A 16,564-nucleotide genomic window follows, 5' to 3' on the forward strand; every position below is an offset into this window, starting at 1 on the left:
ACATGGATGGCCCATCATGGCGGATGAATTTCTCTACACTTCAACGACCGATATTCGTGCGGTGCCGCTGATCGAGGCGCTGACAATCGAGTATGACACGCGCTACGGCACCTATTTCAATGAAGAGGGTGCAGCAGCCGAAATGAACAAATATCCGCCGGAAGCCTTCGCGCCTCCGCACGGCAATTTCCTGCTGCTGCTCCGTGACGGTCAGACAATCGGTGGTGGTGCATTCATGCGCTATGACGATGTGACAGCCGAATTCAAGCGCATCTGGACGCATAGCGATCTGCGCAGGCAAGGGCTTGCCAAAAAGGTGCTTGAAGAGCTGGAAGCGCAGGCACACCGTCAGGGTTACACGCGCGTTTATCTGACCACTGGTTTCCGGCAGCCGGAAGCCAAAGAGCTTTATCTCAGAAATGGTTATACGGCGCTTTTCGATGTGTCCGCCGACCCCGAGGTTTACGGGACTTTGCCTTTCGAGAAAAATATCGAGAATATCAGACAAGTTGATTTTAATGCTTCCGATACGACTGCGAAGCACGCGGCATTTGGCTAAGTAAATGCTAGGGTACAAGAGTGGGTGTTATGGAAAAAACATCCACTGATCGATGTTTAAATAGACTTATTTGTTTTGAAACTTGACGCTTCATCTCCGAAACTCAGGTTGAGTGACTTCCATGACAGACACGTCTGCATTGGATCATAAGTTAAATGATATTTCGGAGCGGCGTTGATTATGGCAATTGCTACAGATTTTGCAGGGACAGACGGGGAAGTTAATTCCCGCGTAAGTCCGGGTGACTTCAAGCACTACAAGATCGTTCCGGCGCGCTATCCGGCGCGTGTGATTGGTACTATCTTGGCTGCTGGCCTGATTATCGCCGTACTGCAGTCGGTTCTGACCAACCCCAAATGGGGCTGGTCAGTCTTTGCAGAATGGTTCTTGTCAGAGCCCGTTCTTGTCGGTTTGATGCGGACGCTGTGGCTGACAGCGCTTGCAACGGTGCTTGGATTTGCACTGGGAACCGCACTCGCGCTTGCTCGCGTTTCACGCTCGCCGCTGCTATCCGGTCTTTCCTGGGCCTATATCTGGCTGCTGCGATCCATTCCACTCATCGTCCTGCTTCTCGTTCTGAACAATCTCGGCTATCTATATGAAACTGTTAGGCTTGGTGTCCCTTATACGGATATCACCTTTGCCGAATATCCCACTGTTCAAATCCTCAGTCCGTTTGCTGCGGCCCTTCTGGGCTTGAGCCTCAATCAGGCAGCGTTCTCTTCCGAGATTATCCGTGGCGGTATTCTGTCTGTCGATCAGGGGCAGCTCGAAGCCGCCGCCGCTCTCGGCTTGCCACGACGCAGGCAAGCCTTCCGCATCGTGCTTCCGCAAGCCATGCGCACGATCCTTCCAACGGGCTTCAACGAGATCATCGGTCTCGCCAAAGGCACGTCGATGGTCTACGTGCTTGCGCTGCCGGAACTCTTCTACACGGTGCAGGTCATCTACCGCCGCAACCTCGAAGTCATTCCCCTGCTGATGGTCGCAACCGTCTGGTATCTGATCATCATGACGGTGCTGTCGATCGCGCAATATTACATCGAACGTCATTTCTCACGCGGTGCATTGCGCAATCCGCCTCCAGCCATTCTGACACGCCTTTTCGCTCGTTTCATTCCTGCGCAAGCAACGACATCGACCAAAGCGCAGAACGTAGTCAGCCGCGAGCAGGACGTACAGATTACTGATGCCCTTGCCGTCAGCGGGTTCACAGGTGCGCGACGCGGTGCGGTGGACATTCACGGTGTATCCAAAAGCTTTGGCAACAATCTCGTTCTCGATAATGTCAGCCTGCATATCAAACCCGGCAGCGTGACCGCGATCCTCGGACCATCAGGTTCAGGCAAATCGACATTGCTGCGATCCATCAATCATCTGGAGCGTGTTGACGACGGCTTTATCTCGATTGATGACGAGCTGCTGGGCTATCGCCAGAGTGGCAACACCCTCTACGAGCTTAAAGAAAAAGACATTCTGAAAAAACGCGTCGATGTCGGCATGGTGTTTCAGAACTTTAATCTCTTCCCGCATCTGACCGTGCTGGAAAACATCATCGAAGCACCGATGATTGTGCGTGGACTGAGCCGGGATGGCGCGACGGTGATTGCAAAACGTCTGCTGGCGCGCGTTGGTCTCAGCGAAAAAATCGATGCCTATCCGCGTCAGCTTTCCGGCGGTCAGCAACAGCGTGTCGCCATCGCTCGCACACTGGCCCTCAATCCCAAAGTTATCCTGTTCGACGAACCAACCTCGGCACTTGATCCGGAACTGGTTGGTGAAGTGCTGGATGTCATCAAGGAGCTTGCACGCTCTGGCACCACGCTTGTCATCGTAACCCATGAGATCGGCTTTGCCCGTGAAGTGGCGGATACGGTGGTCTTCATGGAAGAGGGCCGTATTCTCGAAACCGGCAGGCCGGAGCAGCTTTTCAATGCGGCAACGCATCCCCGAACCCGGGAGTTTCTCGCAAAAGTCCTCTGACGCCAGAACGCCCGTTGTTTTTAAGCGCATCCCGAAAACCGGTTTCCACTTTTCGGGATGCGCTCAGGATCCAAACCACAACTCCCGACAATTGCGATTGCCCTGACGAGGCAGTCGACGGGGATTGTTTGTCCAAAATTCAGATTATTCTCAGGAGTCATTCAATGAAATCAGGCAACTACAAGAACGCAATATTGGGCAGCTTTCTGGCAGCCGCAACGCTGTTAAGCGCGCCAGTCTTTTCCGCAGAACTCGATTTGAGCCCGGAGCAACCAAACCGTCTGCGCACGGAAAAGAGCGAAGCCGCCGTCAATGCCGTTCCCAAGGATTTCAAGTTCGTGCAGGACGGCAAGTTCGTCGTCGGCATCAATCCTTGGGTGCCTCCGATCAGCACTTATGCAACGGATGCAAAGACTGTCGTGGCTTTCGATCCTGATCTCATTCAGCTGGTTTCCGATACGTTGGGCCGTGAGCTTGTGCTGGTGCCAATCGCCTGGGCTGACTGGCCGCTTTCACTTGAATCCGGCAAGTTCGATGCCGTGATTTCCAATGTGACCGTGACCGAAGAACGCAAGGAAAAGTTCGACTTTTCAACGTATCGCAAGGATGAGCTTGGATTTTACGTCAAGGCGGACAGTGCGATTACATCGCTGAAAGAGCCAAAGGATATTGCGGGCCTGAAGATCATCACCGATCCCGGTACCAATCAGGAAAACATTCTTCTGCAGTGGGACAAGCAGAATGTTGAAGCTGGTCTGAAGCCCGTCGAAGTGCAGTATTACGACGACGATGCGGTCAAGAGCCTCGCGCTTGAATCCGGTCGTGCGGATGCGGTCTTCAGCGTCAATGCAGTGCAGGCCTATGCCGCATCGCAGCACGGCAAAACCAAGCTTGTCGGCACGGTAAGTGGCGGCTGGCCGCAGACGGCCGAGGTGGCAATCACCACACGCAAGGGCAGCGGTCTGGCCGATGCGCTGACGCTGTCGCTTAATGAACTCATCAAGAACGGCAAATATCATCAGGTGCTTGAGCGTTGGAGCCTGAGTTCAGAAGCCGTCGATGAGGCCAAAACCAACCCTGCCGGATTGCCGAAAAGCGGATCTTAACATCCGCTCGTAACGGGTAAAATCTAAAGAAATCAGGTCATTACACAGAGTTTTACACTCAAGGAGATGGGAATATGACTTATATCAGAAAAGCGGGATACTTCACTGCGGGCCTGATTTCAGGGGCTTTGCTGATGACCAATGCTGCATGGAGTGAGGGCAGATTTGATCTCAGTCCAGAACAGCCAAACCGTTTGCGGGTTGAAAAACTCGATAAGCGTATCGACGAGGTCAAAGACTTCAAATTCGTCAAAGACGGTGTTCTGACTATTGGCATCAGCACCAGCGGGCATCTGCCGTTGCATGACTATGCATCAGATTCCAAGACCGTCATCGGCTACGATGTCGATCTGGCACAGATCATTGCCGATAGTCTAGGACGCGATCTGGAACTGGTTTCGGTTGCGTGGGCTGATTGGCCTCTTGGGCTTGCTTCGGGCAAATTCGACGCGGTGATTTCCAACGTCACAGTGACGGAAGAGCGGAAGGAGAAGTTCGATTTCTCCACCTATCGCAAGGATGAGCTTGGCTTTTACGTCAAGGCTGACAGCGCGATCAAGGAGCTGAAACAGCCCAAGGATATTGAAGGCCTCAAGATCATCACCGATGCAGGCACCAATCAGGAAAAGGTGCTGCTGGAGTGGGATCGTCAGAATGTTGCAGCCGGTTTGAAACCGATTGAGGTGCAATATTATGACGATGATGCGGTCAAGGATCTCGCCATTCAAAGCGGCCGTGCCGATGCGGTTTTCAGCGTGAACGCGACACAGGCCTATTCCGCTGGCATCAATGGCAAGACCAAGCTGGTTGGCACGGTCAGTGGCGGCTGGCCGATCACCGCCGAGATTGCGGTCACCACACGCAAGGGTAGTGGGCTTGCAGCTCCACTGACCAATGTTCTCAACGATCTGATTGCAAACGGTGCCTATACCAAGGTTCTAGATACTTGGAACCTTGGACCGGAAGCCATCACCGAAGCCAAGACAAATCCACAAGGCCTGCCGAAAAGCGGTTCGTGAGGGGCTGGGCTGGCACATGAGGGGACGCATATGCCAGCCCGCTTTAATTTACTTAAATGGAGAACGGTTCATGAGAGCAGGTGCTCTGTTAGTTGCTGCATGGGCGTTGGTAGGCGCTTCATCCCTGTCGGCCTTTTCGGAGGATGGTTTTGATTTATCACCCGAGCAGGCTGGCCGCATTCACGTGCAGAAAGATGCTGCAGCAATCGCTGCCATTCCCGCAGATTTCAAATTCGTCACGCCGGGCAAGCTGACTGTGGCCGTTGCGCCGGGCGGTCCGCCGCTGGCGGCTTACGCCATAGATGCCAAGACCGTTGTGGGTGCGGATGCAGACTATGCGTCCGCAATTGCTGAAAGCCTTGGGCTTGAACTCGAAAGCGTTCCGGTCGCATGGATCGATTGGCCGCTGGGTCTCGCATCCGGCAAATATGATGCCGTGATATCCAATGTTGGTGTCACGGAAGAGCGCAAGGAAAAGTTCGACTTTTCGACCTATCGGCAGGGCTTGCATGGCTTTTTCGTAAAAGCCGACAGTGGCGTTACCTCCATCAAGGAACCCAAGGATGCTGCAGGCCTCCGCATCATCGTGGGTGCTGGGACCAACCAGGAGCGCATTCTCGTCAAGTGGAGCGAAGAGAATGAGAAGGCGGGACTTAAGCCGCTGGAACTGCAATATTACGATGACGAAGCTGCCAGCCTTCTGGCTCTGCAATCGGGCCGGGCCGATGTGATCGTGCAGCCCCACGCGCAGCTCGTGTTCATCGCCTCCCGCGACAAGAATATCAAACGCGTCGGCACGCTGAGTGCGGGCTGGCCGGATCGCTCGGATGTGGCGATTACAACGCGCAAAGGCAGCGGACTTGCCGATGCACTGACCATTGCCACCAACAGCCTGATCGCAAGCGGAGACTATGCCCGCATTCTCGACCGCTGGCATCTGAAGGAAGAGGCTCTCAAACAATCGGAGACCAATCCGCCCGGATTGCCGAAGTTCAAATAACGTTTCTGCGCGCATCTTATCCGAAAACAGGTTCACACTTGTCGGGATGCACTCACATATAAAAGGATAAAACGTGCCAAAATCGATCGACTATTTCTTTTCCATCGGTTCGCCCTGGTCATATCTCGGGCTTGATACGCTTGAGGAGCTGGCAGAGCGGCATGTGGTCGAAATCAAGCCTTATCTTGCGACCGTCATCGAGGAAAATGGCGGCATCTTTTCGCGCAATCGTCCGGAAGCCCGTCGCGCTTATGGCACGCAGGACCTCAAGCGTTGGGCCAAGTTTCGCGGCAAACCGCTTTTCATTGATGACCGACCGGCTCTGAGTGACCCCACGCCTGCTTCATTCAGTGTGATTGCCGCCTATCTTGAAGGTCAAAACTGGCTGCAGCTGACACGTGTGCTTCAACATGCATTTTGGTCTGAGGCTAAGGATATTGGCAAGCCGGAAGTCCGCAGTGCCGTGGCCGATGAAGCTGGCTTTAACGGTCAGTATCTGTTGGGCCGTGAGAATGATCACGACGTTCAGGCCAAATGGAAATCGGATCGCGAACGTGCCGTCGATAGGGGTGTGTTTGGTTTTCCGACCTATATTTACGATACTGAGACCTATTGGGGACAAGATAATCTCGGCTTTCTGGCGAGCCATCTGCGCGGAGAAACCTATTAAATTCAACCGGCTGCATTAGAAACTTCAGATATTGAAGCCAGTTGTTATATAGGCTGTCAGCGAAGCGCGTATCCACCATCCGGATAAAGGTTCGATCCGGTCACAAACCTGTTTCCCATCAGGTAAAGTACTGTATCGGCAATCTCGGATTCAGTGCCTGGTCTGCCAACAAGCGAATTTTGACGATAGTGTTCAAAGGCCATTTCGCGTATTTTCTGCGGACGATTTTGCCAAAGATGGCCGTCGATTGTACCGGGGGAAATCGTGTTCACCCGAATGGGTGCCAGATCAATCGCCAATCCGCGACCGAGCCCTTCGATTGCACTGTTGCAAGCTGCATAAACTGCGCCACCCTTGATTGGCCTTGCACTGGCAGCACCGGCCATCAAGGTGATCGAACCGGCTTTGTCGAGGTGCGGAACAGCTTGTTTCACAGCCCAGTATTGGCCCCAGAACTTTGAACGAAACGGGCTTTCAATTGCCTCTATGTCGTCGCTGTCGAGGCCGGCTACCGTGTAAGTGGCCGCCGGGATGAACAGATGATCGAAAGCGCCGATTGCTCTGAAAAATGTCGCAAGAGATCCGGTGTCGGAGGTGTCGACTTCCAATGCGGTTGATCTCTCTCCCAGAGTTTTATCAGCCTGGCCAAGTCTTGCAGGATCGCGTGCGCCTATAACGACCTTGCCGCCTGCTTCTATTGCCTTCTTTGCAACGGCGAACCCGATCCCGGTACTTCCACCGATCACAACGATTTTCTTATCTTGCAGTGCTTCTGACATTGCTCATCCTTCACAACTCTGAAACTTTGTGAAAGGCAATTTATCATGGAGAAAATTTCGCATTTCTGGCATTATTTATATTCAATCACGACAAAAATTATCGGCTGATGATTTCAAACGAACGGTTTAACGGTATCAGAGCATTTGTTCAGGCTGAGCAATCGGGCAGCTTCGCGGCTGCATCAACCGTATTGGGCCTGTCGCAATCTGCAGTCAGCAAGTCTGTTGCGCGGCTTGAAGATCGTCTCGGTGTGCGGTTGTTTCATCGCACGACCCGCAGTCTAAGCCTGACCGACGAGGGACGCGTTTATCTGGAAAGCTGCCGTCGGGCGCTTGAAGAGCTTGCGAATGCAGAAACTACACTTTCTTCCCGCATAGCTGTTCCGTCAGGACGGGTGCGGATTAATCTGCCGGATTTGTTTGGCCGGAAATGCGTTGCACCTTTGTTGATGCAACTCGCACAAGCCCATCCACAGCTGCATTTTGAAGTGTCATTTGAAAACCGCGTCGTGAACCTCATCGAAGAGGGGTACGATCTTGCGGTGCGGATCGGTGATCTGCCCGATAGTACGGATCTGATTTCTAAACGCGTGGGTCAGCAGGACGTCATCATTTGTGCATCACCCTCCTACATATCGGCCTATGGTAAGCCTTCGAAACTGAGTAACGTTCAAGAGCATTTCTGCGTCACGCAGTTTCGTAGTGGGCGGAACGAAGCATGGGTCGTTTTAAACGAGAATGGGGAAAAGGTTCGATGCGATATCCGCGGGAACCATAGCTTTGCTGCTTTTGATATGATCGTCGATGCAGGTATTGCTGGCTTGGGGCTTGTGCAGGTACCCCGCTGGCTGGTCGAAGACGAGTTCTTGTCCGGCGCGTTGGTTCAGGTTTTGCCGGATATCAGAACGCCTTCGTTACCGATCCATATCATATGGCCGGGCGGGCGTGTTCTTGCATCACGTGTGAGAGCAACGATTGATGCAATTGCTGAAGGCTTGCGGTAGATCGCGCCGCGCTTGATAAACGCGGCGCCGCTTAATTTTACTGGCTGGAGAGGCTGTTTCCAGCTCGCGCACCAAGCTCAAAAAGCTTGGAACCTTGCTCGTCACCGATCTCCCGATAACCAATGATCCGAAACCATTTAACGACATCAGGACGATCAAGCCAGCTTCTGGAATGTATCGGACGGTCGCCGGATAGCGCCTGAATTTGCTTGATGTGCTTCCGGCAAAAGCGGACGGATCGCGCATTGAAGAAGTCTTCCTTCGCCGCAAACAGGGTATCTGTTCCATCATCCGCCTCTTGCCAGGCAATGATCGCCACGACCTTGTCGTCTTCAATCAGTGCATGTGCGCGTCCTTCGCGCAGGTTCATGGTAAGGTTATCGTAGGCCGATCTTACGTCTTTCCCGGCCGCGATATATTCCGCTGCCATTCGCTCTGAAAGGTCGTGAAAAACGCTTTCCAGATCACCAACGCTTGCTGTGCGTGCTTTCATCTTTCTGACCTCCCTTGGTTATTTTCCTCCGTGCCCAAAGGGATAAACTGATTATCCCAAGGCTGATCGGATCGATATCTTCAACGCCAAAACGCTGAAGCCGGTTCCACTTTGAAAATATGCCATGTTGGGTTTGTCGAGAAAACCCAATAAAGCCAACGCAAGATATTGGGATAGAGTCTAACATTGCTCTGTGACGGGCGCTTAGCACGATGATCCATGAATCACGGAAATATGAAGCGCAAATTCCTTGAGTGGTGCAGGCAGCGCAATCATATTTCTTAGTTCAATGAGTACGTAGTCGTAAAATCACCGTTCTGACAAACGCTCATCGAGAAGCGCCCACCTCATTTCGCAATAGCCTCAGGAACGATCAATTGAACAAGTCTCTTCATCTTACGGCGTTTATGCGCCCTGTAAGCCTGCATACTGGCGCTTGGCGATATCCCGGTGCCTATGCCGACGCAAATTTCAATTTCAATCATCTGAAGGCTTTCGCCCAGAAACTTGAAGCGGCGAAATTCGATGCATTCTTCATGGCGGATCATCTTGCTGTCCTCAACATGCCGGTCGAGGCGCTGAAGCGCAGTCATACGGTTACATCGTTTGAACCATTCACGCTGCTGTCGGCTCTGGCTGCGGTGACTGACAAGATCGGACTGGCCGCAACGGCGTCCACCACATTCGACGAGCCCTATCATGTTGCCAGACGTTTTGCCTCGCTTGACCATATCAGTCAGGGGCGCGCAGCGTGGAACATCGTCACGACGTCCAATCCCGATTCAGCGCTCAACTTCGGCAAGGAAGAGCATGTCGAACATGCCGAACGCTACAAACGTGCGCGCGAGTTCTATGATGTTGTAACGGGACTTTGGGACAGCTTTGCGGATGATGCATTCATCCGGGATCAGGAAAGCGGCATCTTCTTTGATCCATCCAAGATGCATGTTCTGGATCATCATGGCGATGATTTTAATGTGCGTGGACCACTCAATATAGCGCGTCCCGTACAAGGATGGCCGGTGATTGTTCAGGCTGGTCAATCAGAACCGGGCCGCCAGCTGGCGGCAGAAACGGCGGAAGTGGTGTTTTGTGCGCCGCGTGACATCATTGAAGCCAAGAAGCTTTATGCGGATTTGAAGTCGCGGTTGTCCGCCGCCGGTCGCGCGCCATCGTCGTTGAAGATATTGCCTGCAGCCTTCATCGTCCTTGGCGATAGCCTTGAGGAAGCCAAGCAGAAGCGTGCGAAGCTCGATAGTCTTGTTCATTATGATAGCGGTATCGCATCGTTGTCGATTGCTCTGGGCCATGATGTATCAGGCTTTGATCCAGACGACTATCTGCCTCAAATTCCCGAAACCAATGCAAGCAAGTCGGGCAGGGCGCAGGTTCTTAAATTGGCCGAAGAGGAAAAGCTGACTGTCCGTCAACTCGCCCAGCGTTACGGCGGCTATTCAGGTCTTGCTTTCGTCGGAACCGTCGAAAGCGTTGCCGATGAAATGCAGAAGTGGCTGGAAGAAGATGCCAGTGATGGCTTCACAGTTGTATTCCCCTTTCTGCCGGAAGGCCTTGATGATGTGGCGGAAAGACTGGTGCCTGAGCTACAGCACCGTGGTATCTTCCGCACTGATTACGAGGGCAGCACGCTGCGTGAACACCTAGGCCTCCCACGCCCTTCAAACCGCTTTTTTGATGGCAGCTAAGGTGTCTGAACTCTGAACCGATGCAGCTGGATGGATCGGTATTTTCAAACCGAGATTGTCCCGCAATGTCGGACCATCATAATCGCTGCGGGCAAGCCCGCGGCGACGAAGCTCCGGCAGAACCAGCTCGGCAAAGTCTTCCAGTCCCGCCGGGAAGATAGGCGGCATCACATTGAAGCCATCCGCGCCATAGGTTTCAAAACGCTCTTCGAGCGCGTCAGCCACGTCCGTCGCCGTGCCCACGATTTGCAGATGACCACGCGCGCCCGCAACCCGTAGATAAAGTTCGCGAATGGTCAGATTTTCGCGCCGCGCCAATTCAAACAGAAGCTCTTGTCTGCTTTTGCTGCCTTGAGTTTCCGGCAACTCAGGCACGGGACCGTCGAGATCGAACTGCGAAAGGTCGGGACCAGACCAGCCCGAAGAAAGAATATTGAGCCCCACAGACGGGTGAATGAGGTTTTGGAGCTGATCGAACTTATCCTGAGCCTCTTGCCTTGTGCGACCAACAACCGGAAAAATGCCCGGCATGATTTTGATATCGTCGGCATCACGGCCATATTTCGCTGCACGCAGTTTGACATCTTTGTAGAAAGCGGCGGCTTCCTCAACAGTCTGCTGTGCCGTGAAAACAACATCTGCACTTTTTGCTGCCAAGTCCTTTCCAGCCGCCGATGAACCGGCCTGCACCGTCACGGGATGCCCTTGCGGCGAACGCGGTACATTCAACGGTCCCTGAACCGAGAAGTGCTTACCCTTGTGATCAAGCACATGCCGCTTGTTAGGGTCGAAAAACCGTGCCTGCTCCTTGTCATAAAGAAAGGCATCATCTTCCCAGCTGTTCCATAGACCCCTGACGACATCGGCAAATTCTTCCGCCCGTTCATAACGGTCGGCATGTTCATAATGACGGTCGAGACTGAAATTGCGTGCCTCAAAGTCGCTGGCCGAAGTCACAAGGTTATAGCCTGCGCGACCACCGCTTAAATGGTCGAGTGAGGCAAATTTTCGCGCGATGTGAAAGGGCTCATTGAAGCTTGATGAGGCCGTTGCAACAAGACCGATATGGCTGGTGACAGCCGAGAGCGCGGACAAAAGCGTGAGCGGCTCAAACTGTGCTACATAGCTGTGCGCTGTGCGGCTCAGAATTTCGAGATTGTCGCCGCGGGTTCCTGCACCATCGGCAAGAAACAGCAAATCGAATTTGGCTGCTTCTGCCAGCGAGGCAACGTTGCGGTAATAGTCGAAATTGATGCCAGCATTTGCAACAGCATCCAGGTGCCGCCATGCCGCAATATGGTGGCCGACCGGATAGACGAACAAGCCAAAACGCAGAAAACCCTCACGCTTTGCCATTTCAGGCGCTCCGGGCCTGAGATGGTGTTGCAACGGATAAGGCTGGCAGTTCCAGATTGGCGCGGAAGTCAGAACCGATATAATCCGTATCAATCAACGACCGGCGTCGAAGCTCCGGGATCAGACCATTTAGAAGCAAATCTTCCTGATCGGGATTACCAATGCCATGCAGCGTGAGAACATCAACCGCACCTGTGTTGAAGCGTTCTTCAATCGCATCGACGAGTTGCTCCGGCGTGCCTGCAATCGACCAGTGACCGGTTTCCTGTGCCTCAATAATCAACTGACGCAAGGTCAGACCTTCGCGCGCATAGCGACGGAAAACTTCGACACGGCCCCGGCGACGGTTAATGCTGGTGATTTCCGGCAACAGGTTTTCCGGTAACGGCTTGTCCAGCGGTAAATCGCTCAGATCAACATGTCCGCCGAGCATATCAGCAAGTTTGACACGTCCCTGATCATAATCGATTGCCTCATGCTTGTCTTTCAGACGGCGAGCAACATCGGCTTCCGATGAGCCAATCAGCGAATGAAGCGAGTTCATGATGAATGGCAGATTGTTGCCACGACCAAACTGTGCTGCGCGGCGGCGCAGCTCGGTGGCAAAGGCCACAGCATCTTCGAGCTTCGGCTGTGACGTATAGACGACTTCAGCATAGCGCGCGCCAATCGTGACACCGGCGTCGGATTGGCCGGCCTGAAACTGAACCGGGCGGCCCTGCGGCAGAGGTGGCACATTCAGTGGCCCTTCTACGCTGAAATGCTTGCCACGATAGTTGATGGGGTGAAATTTTTCCGGGTGGACAGAGATATTACCCGACGCTTTGCGGGTGATCGCATCACGTTCATTTGCATCATAGAGCGCGTTGACGATCTCGATGAATTCCGCAGCCCGTTCATAACGCTCTTCCGGACTTGGCAGATCACCACCGAAATTCTCTTCGCCGACCGAAGAGGTCACAGCATTCCAGCCCGTTCTGCCACCGCTCAAATGATCCAGTGTTCCGATCTGGCGTGCGAGATTGTAAGGATGCAGAAATGTCGTTGAGACGGTCGCAATAAGCCCGATATGCGATGTGGCATGTGCCAGCGCCGCAAGCGCGATAACCGGGTCTTGCGTGCCGGTGGTGCCTGCAAGACCGGCCGGATCAAGTTGTAGAAGGTCGGCTGTAAAAAGACCGGTGATTTTCTCAGCTTCAGCCTTCTTTGCCAGCTCTATTGCGCGTTTGAACCCAAAGGTCTTGTCCTGGTCATTGTCCGCGGAAACAACGTTGCTGGCACCGAACAGGGTTTTCAAGCGACGGGTACGTGTTCTTGTCATGGTAATGTCCTTGTAAATTAAGCGGCGCTTATCGTTGGAACGGCATCCAGCAGGGCGCGTGTGTAATTGTGCTGTGGTTGGGAAAAGACGCGTTCAACAGCGCCACTTTCAACGATGCGACCGTCCTTCATCACCAGAACGCGGTCTGTCAGATGATGGACGACGCCAAGGTCGTGGGAAATGAACAGAAGCGATGTGCCTGAAGCTGCTTGCAGCTCAGCCAGAAGGTCGAGCACCTGAGCCTGCACCGATACATCAAGCGCGCTTACAGGCTCGTCGGCGACCAGCAGTTTCGGGCGCGGTGCAAAGGCACGCGCGATGGCGACACGCTGGCGCTGACCGCCCGACAATTCACGGGGATAGCGCTTGAGAAACTGCGCGCCCAGACGCACAGCATCCAGCACTTCCACCACGCGCTTGCGGCGTTCATCACCATAGACATGAACTGAATCGAGGCTTTCACCGACGATCTTTTCAACCGTGTAACGCGGATCGAACGAACTGAGCGCATCCTGCGCAATGAGCTGCATATGCGCACGTTGCGAACGGCGTTGCTCTTCGCGCAGATTGCTCCAGCGCTTGCCATCAATATGCACTGTACCCTGATCGGGTTCTGTAAGGCCGAGAACAATCTTTGCGACAGTGGTTTTGCCGGAACCGGATTCTCCGACAATACCGAGCGCTTCGCCAGCTTTCAGCGAGAATGAGACATCATTGACGGCTAAAGGCGTGTTGGCCTTGCCATAATGTTTGAAAAGCCCTTTGGCTTCCAGAACATTGGTGCTCTCATCAATGCGCTTTGCTGGCAGGGCCACCCTGACTTGAGGTTGGTGCGGCTGTGCTGGCGATAGCCGATAGCCGCGCGACTCTGCCGACGGTACGGCTTCAAGCAAATGTCGCGTATAGGCTTCCTTCGGCGCATTGAGTATCTGCCTTGTTAGGCCTTCCTCAACGATGCGGCCATTGTGCATGACCAGAACGCGATCCGCCAGCCGCGAGACGACAGCAAGATCATGGCTGATCAGAAGAAGTGTATGGCCAGCGCGGCGACGCTCCGCAAGAAGATCGAGGATCTGTTTCTGAACCGTCGCATCAAGCGCTGTGGTTGGCTCGTCCGCGATCAACAGCGACGGCGAACGCGCAACCGCAGTTGCGATCAGTGCGCGTTGCCGTAAGCCGCCCGAAAGCTGATGTGGATATTGCAACAATCTGCGATCAGGGTCGGGAATGCCGACCGAGCGTAGCAATGCCTTGCTGCGATCCGTGACATCCGGTCGTCGGAAAAAGCTTGTTGTCCCGAAGGCATCGGAAAGCTGTTGCGAGATACGACGCAGCGGATCAAGCGAGACCAGCGCGTCCTGCAGGACAAAACCGATCTTGTTGCCGCGCAAACCCCGCCATTGCTTGTCGCGATAATCAAGGACATTCAGACCATCAATCTCGAAAAGGTCAGCCTTGACGATTGCGCTTGGGCCTGAAAGACCGATCAGTGCGCGTGCCGTCACCGACTTGCCCGAACCGGACTCTCCAACAAGCGCCACCGTCTCACCAGGATGAATGGTCAAATTGATGCCTTCGACGACTTTGACCAACTGGTCATCGCGTTGAAAGCTGATGGATAGATTGCGGATTTCAACAAGGGGCGTTGTCATGACTGCCTCCGGCCTTCAAAGGCAAGCTGCCAACGGCGTCCGAGAATGCTGATGGAGATAACGGTGAGTGTGATGGCCAGGCCCGGCCAGACGCCAATCCACCATGCAACACGCAAATAATTGCGCGCTTCTGAGAGCATCGCGCCCCATTCTGGTGCTGGCGGCTGCGGTCCCATGCCAAGAAAGCTCAAGCCTGCTGCACTGATGATTGCTGTGCCAAGCCCGATGGTTGCAAGGATTGGTACCTGCGCAATGGCGTGGGGCAATACGTGCCGCAATACGAGGATGTGACGCTTTAGCCCAAATGTTTTCGCCTGCTCGACATAACCGCTTTGCGCAATAACAAAGGTCTGCGCGCGCACGACGCGGGCGAAACGCGGAATGATGGCGACCCCAAGCGCAAAGATCAGATTGACGGTGCCCGGTCCGGTGAACGAGATGAAAACAAGAGCCAGCAGCAGATCGGGAAACGAAGACACCACATCGAGAAAGCGGGAAATTGCTTCATCAATCAGGCCGCGCGATAGTCCAGCCAGCAGCCCTAGAATGGAGCCAGCAATAGAACCGATAGCCACAGCACTAAAGCCGATCAGTACGGAATAGCGCGCACCGTGAACCACGCGGGAAAACACGTCGCGGCCCAAATGATCGGTGCCAAACCAATGTTCTGCAGAAGGCGGCAATTGTGCCTGTAGCGGATCGGCTAACAATGGATCGGCTGTTGTAAGTAAACCCGGCCAGAGCGTTGCAACGGCAATTAGCGTTAGAAAGAGCGATGGTAGTGCTAGTGCCGGGCGCGAAAGGACCAATCGGGCCAGATTACGTAAGCTTGTGCCAGCGGGTTTTGCCGTTGAGTGTGTTTCAAGTGCGGGGGTGACACTCATGATCTATCTCCGGCCTTCGGTTCTCAGGCGTGGATCAATCAGCAGATAGAGCACATCAACGATGGTGCTCATCACCACATAGATGAACGCCGAGAAGATAGCGACAGCCAGCACCACCGGCAGGTCGTGATAAAGCACTGCATCAACGGTGATGCGCCCAAGACCGGGACGTCCGAAGACGGCTTCGGTAATGACAGCGCCTGAAAGAAGGCCTCCAATCAGCCAGCCCGTCAGTGTCACTGCGGGCAGCGATGCGTGACGTAAACCATGTCTCAAACGCAGCACAAGATTACTTGTCCCCCAACTGCGCACTGTAAGCGCAAAGGGTTCTTCCAGTGCGCGTTCCAGACCTTCGCGCAAAACCTGTCCAATCACCGCGCCTAAAGACAAACCAAGCGATAGAGCTGGAAGAACGAGTGCTGCGAAATTTCTGTCCCCAGACACCGGAAACAGCTTGAGCGTGAAGGAGAAGACGAAGAGCAGAACGATGCCAAGCCAGAAGGATGGCGTTGAAATCAGCACCAGTTCTGTGCCGGCCGCGATTGAGCGCGGCAGCTTTTTACCGGCTGTCAAAACAGCGCTGCCCACAGCAAAGACGATTGCCACAAAAAGCGCGGCCCCTGCGAGCTTTAGCGTCGGCCACATCTGCGAAAACAGTAGCTGTGAAACGTCTGTCTGCAGATAATAAGAGCGGCCAAAATCGCCATGCAGAATACGTCCGAGATAGGACAGGTATTGCATGAAAATGGGATCATCCAGCCCCCATTCTGCGCGAATGGCAGCTTCAACTTCCGGCGTACGCAACTGCTCGCCAATCAGTATGCTGACGATGTCGCCCGGCGCGAGGTGGACGCTGATGAAGCTCAGCGTGATCGCGGCCCAAAGAACCAGCAGGCCTGAACTTATGCGAAGAGTGATTTGTCCCGTAAGGCTGTTACGCGGGACTCCGAAACGCCGGGGCAACCAGCTTGCGGGTGCGCGACCGATGGTCGTGGTATTTTCAGCATCCATGATCTGTAGCTCCTCTGTGCCGAA

At 54.0% G+C, this 16,564-nt stretch carries 15 protein-coding genes; 8 read left to right on the forward strand and 7 right to left on the reverse strand.

The annotated features are described in order from the left end of the window. Positions 1 to 16 precede the first annotated feature (16 nt). From QBD00_RS19315 to QBD00_RS19340, 6 genes are all read left to right on the forward strand, one after another. Positions 17 to 559: a GNAT family N-acetyltransferase gene (locus tag QBD00_RS19315; RefSeq protein ID WP_264230850.1), complete on the forward strand. Its 543-nt coding sequence runs from the start codon at positions 17 to 19 to the stop codon at positions 557 to 559. Positions 560 to 739: 180 nt separating this feature from the next. Further along, on the forward strand, positions 740 to 2,542 hold the full coding sequence (locus QBD00_RS19320) for an amino acid ABC transporter permease/ATP-binding protein (protein ID WP_318580285.1): 1,803 nt from the start codon (positions 740 to 742) through the stop codon (positions 2,540 to 2,542). A 164-nt stretch (positions 2,543 to 2,706) separates the two neighbouring features. Continuing rightward, positions 2,707 to 3,648 (forward strand): ABC transporter substrate-binding protein, encoded by a 942-nt coding sequence (locus QBD00_RS19325; protein WP_318580286.1) that lies wholly within the window; start codon positions 2,707 to 2,709, stop codon positions 3,646 to 3,648. 134 nt (positions 3,649 to 3,782) lie between these two features. Further along, on the forward strand, positions 3,783 to 4,667 hold the full coding sequence (locus QBD00_RS19330; protein WP_412535048.1) for an ABC transporter substrate-binding protein: 885 nt from the start codon (positions 3,783 to 3,785) through the stop codon (positions 4,665 to 4,667). Positions 4,668 to 4,737: 70 nt separating this feature from the next. Beyond that, complete coding sequence (locus QBD00_RS19335; protein ID WP_191792770.1) at positions 4,738 to 5,667, forward strand: ABC transporter substrate-binding protein; 930 nt, start codon at positions 4,738 to 4,740, stop codon at positions 5,665 to 5,667. A gap of 73 nt (positions 5,668 to 5,740) precedes the next feature. Beyond that, positions 5,741 to 6,337, forward strand: coding sequence for a 2-hydroxychromene-2-carboxylate isomerase (locus tag QBD00_RS19340; protein ID WP_191792771.1), 597 nt, complete (start codon positions 5,741 to 5,743; stop codon positions 6,335 to 6,337). Positions 6,338 to 6,393: 56 nt separating this feature from the next. Here the strand turns inward: QBD00_RS19340 and QBD00_RS19345 are convergent, their stop codons facing one another. Further along, the gene (locus QBD00_RS19345) at positions 6,394 to 7,116 is read right to left on the reverse strand and encodes an SDR family oxidoreductase (protein WP_318580288.1); all 723 of its coding nucleotides are present in this window, start codon (positions 7,114 to 7,116) and stop codon (positions 6,394 to 6,396) included. Positions 7,117 to 7,223: 107 nt separating this feature from the next. Between QBD00_RS19345 and QBD00_RS19350 the strand changes: the two genes are divergently transcribed. Next, a complete protein-coding gene (locus QBD00_RS19350; protein WP_318580289.1) occupies positions 7,224 to 8,120 on the forward strand; it encodes a LysR family transcriptional regulator in 897 nt (298 codons plus the stop codon). 37 nt (positions 8,121 to 8,157) lie between these two features. Here QBD00_RS19350 and QBD00_RS19355 read toward each other — a convergent pair whose 3' ends face one another. Beyond that, complete coding sequence (locus QBD00_RS19355; RefSeq protein ID WP_318580290.1) at positions 8,158 to 8,613, reverse strand: hypothetical protein; 456 nt, start codon at positions 8,611 to 8,613, stop codon at positions 8,158 to 8,160. 407 nt (positions 8,614 to 9,020) lie between these two features. Here QBD00_RS19355 and QBD00_RS19360 point away from each other — a divergent pair, with 407 nt between their 5' ends. Next, positions 9,021 to 10,316, forward strand: a complete 1,296-nt coding sequence (locus tag QBD00_RS19360; protein ID WP_318580313.1) for an LLM class flavin-dependent oxidoreductase — start codon at positions 9,021 to 9,023, stop codon at positions 10,314 to 10,316. On the opposite strand, the gene QBD00_RS19365 is transcribed toward QBD00_RS19360, so the two are convergent. The 5 genes from QBD00_RS19365 to QBD00_RS19385 are packed head-to-tail and all read right to left on the reverse strand — an operon-like array spanning position 10,290 to position 16,540. Then, a complete protein-coding gene (locus QBD00_RS19365) occupies positions 10,290 to 11,672 on the reverse strand; it encodes an LLM class flavin-dependent oxidoreductase (protein WP_318580291.1) in 1,383 nt (460 codons plus the stop codon). The two genes, QBD00_RS19360 and QBD00_RS19365, sit on opposite strands and share 27 nt — an antisense overlap. Before the next feature lies 1 nt (position 11,673). After that, positions 11,674 to 12,993 (reverse strand): NtaA/DmoA family FMN-dependent monooxygenase, encoded by a 1,320-nt coding sequence (locus QBD00_RS19370; RefSeq protein WP_318580292.1) that lies wholly within the window; start codon positions 12,991 to 12,993, stop codon positions 11,674 to 11,676. A 17-nt stretch (positions 12,994 to 13,010) separates the two neighbouring features. After that, a complete protein-coding gene (locus tag QBD00_RS19375) occupies positions 13,011 to 14,645 on the reverse strand; it encodes an ABC transporter ATP-binding protein (RefSeq protein WP_318580293.1) in 1,635 nt (544 codons plus the stop codon). Beyond that, positions 14,642 to 15,529, reverse strand: a complete 888-nt coding sequence (locus QBD00_RS19380) for an ABC transporter permease (RefSeq protein ID WP_191792778.1) — start codon at positions 15,527 to 15,529, stop codon at positions 14,642 to 14,644. Before QBD00_RS19380 ends, QBD00_RS19375 begins: the two co-directional genes overlap by 4 nt. Before the next feature lie 3 nt (positions 15,530 to 15,532). Beyond that, on the reverse strand, positions 15,533 to 16,540 hold the full coding sequence (locus QBD00_RS19385) for an ABC transporter permease (RefSeq protein ID WP_007878999.1): 1,008 nt from the start codon (positions 16,538 to 16,540) through the stop codon (positions 15,533 to 15,535). Between the last annotated feature and the right edge of the window lie 24 nt (positions 16,541 to 16,564).

The sequence above is a fragment of the Ochrobactrum sp. AN78 genome, assembly GCF_029909885.1.
Taxonomy (GTDB): domain Bacteria; phylum Pseudomonadota; class Alphaproteobacteria; order Rhizobiales; family Rhizobiaceae; genus Brucella; species Brucella quorumnocens.

Excerpts from the sequence above, each read along its gene's own strand:
- QBD00_RS19315 (WP_264230850.1), top strand. The coding sequence starts at position 17 with ATGGCGGATGAATTTCTCTACACTTCAACGACCGATATTCGTGCGGTG.
- QBD00_RS19320 (WP_318580285.1), top strand. The coding sequence starts at position 740 with ATGGCAATTGCTACAGATTTTGCAGGGACAGACGGGGAAGTTAATTCC.
- QBD00_RS19325 (WP_318580286.1), top strand. The coding sequence starts at position 2,707 with ATGAAATCAGGCAACTACAAGAACGCAATATTGGGCAGCTTTCTGGCA.
- QBD00_RS19330 (WP_412535048.1), top strand. The coding sequence starts at position 3,783 with ATGACCAATGCTGCATGGAGTGAGGGCAGATTTGATCTCAGTCCAGAA.
- QBD00_RS19335 (WP_191792770.1), top strand. The coding sequence starts at position 4,738 with ATGAGAGCAGGTGCTCTGTTAGTTGCTGCATGGGCGTTGGTAGGCGCT.
- QBD00_RS19345 (WP_318580288.1), bottom strand. The coding sequence starts at position 7,116 with ATGTCAGAAGCACTGCAAGATAAGAAAATCGTTGTGATCGGTGGAAGT.
- QBD00_RS19350 (WP_318580289.1), top strand. The coding sequence starts at position 7,224 with ATGATTTCAAACGAACGGTTTAACGGTATCAGAGCATTTGTTCAGGCT.
- QBD00_RS19355 (WP_318580290.1), bottom strand. The coding sequence starts at position 8,613 with ATGAAAGCACGCACAGCAAGCGTTGGTGATCTGGAAAGCGTTTTTCAC.
- QBD00_RS19360 (WP_318580313.1), top strand. The coding sequence starts at position 9,021 with ATGCGCCCTGTAAGCCTGCATACTGGCGCTTGGCGATATCCCGGTGCC.
- QBD00_RS19365 (WP_318580291.1), bottom strand. The coding sequence starts at position 11,672 with ATGGCAAAGCGTGAGGGTTTTCTGCGTTTTGGCTTGTTCGTCTATCCG.
- QBD00_RS19370 (WP_318580292.1), bottom strand. The coding sequence starts at position 12,993 with ATGACAAGAACACGTACCCGTCGCTTGAAAACCCTGTTCGGTGCCAGC.
- QBD00_RS19375 (WP_318580293.1), bottom strand. The coding sequence starts at position 14,645 with ATGACAACGCCCCTTGTTGAAATCCGCAATCTATCCATCAGCTTTCAA.
- QBD00_RS19380 (WP_191792778.1), bottom strand. The coding sequence starts at position 15,529 with ATGAGTGTCACCCCCGCACTTGAAACACACTCAACGGCAAAACCCGCT.
- QBD00_RS19385 (WP_007878999.1), bottom strand. The coding sequence starts at position 16,540 with ATGGATGCTGAAAATACCACGACCATCGGTCGCGCACCCGCAAGCTGG.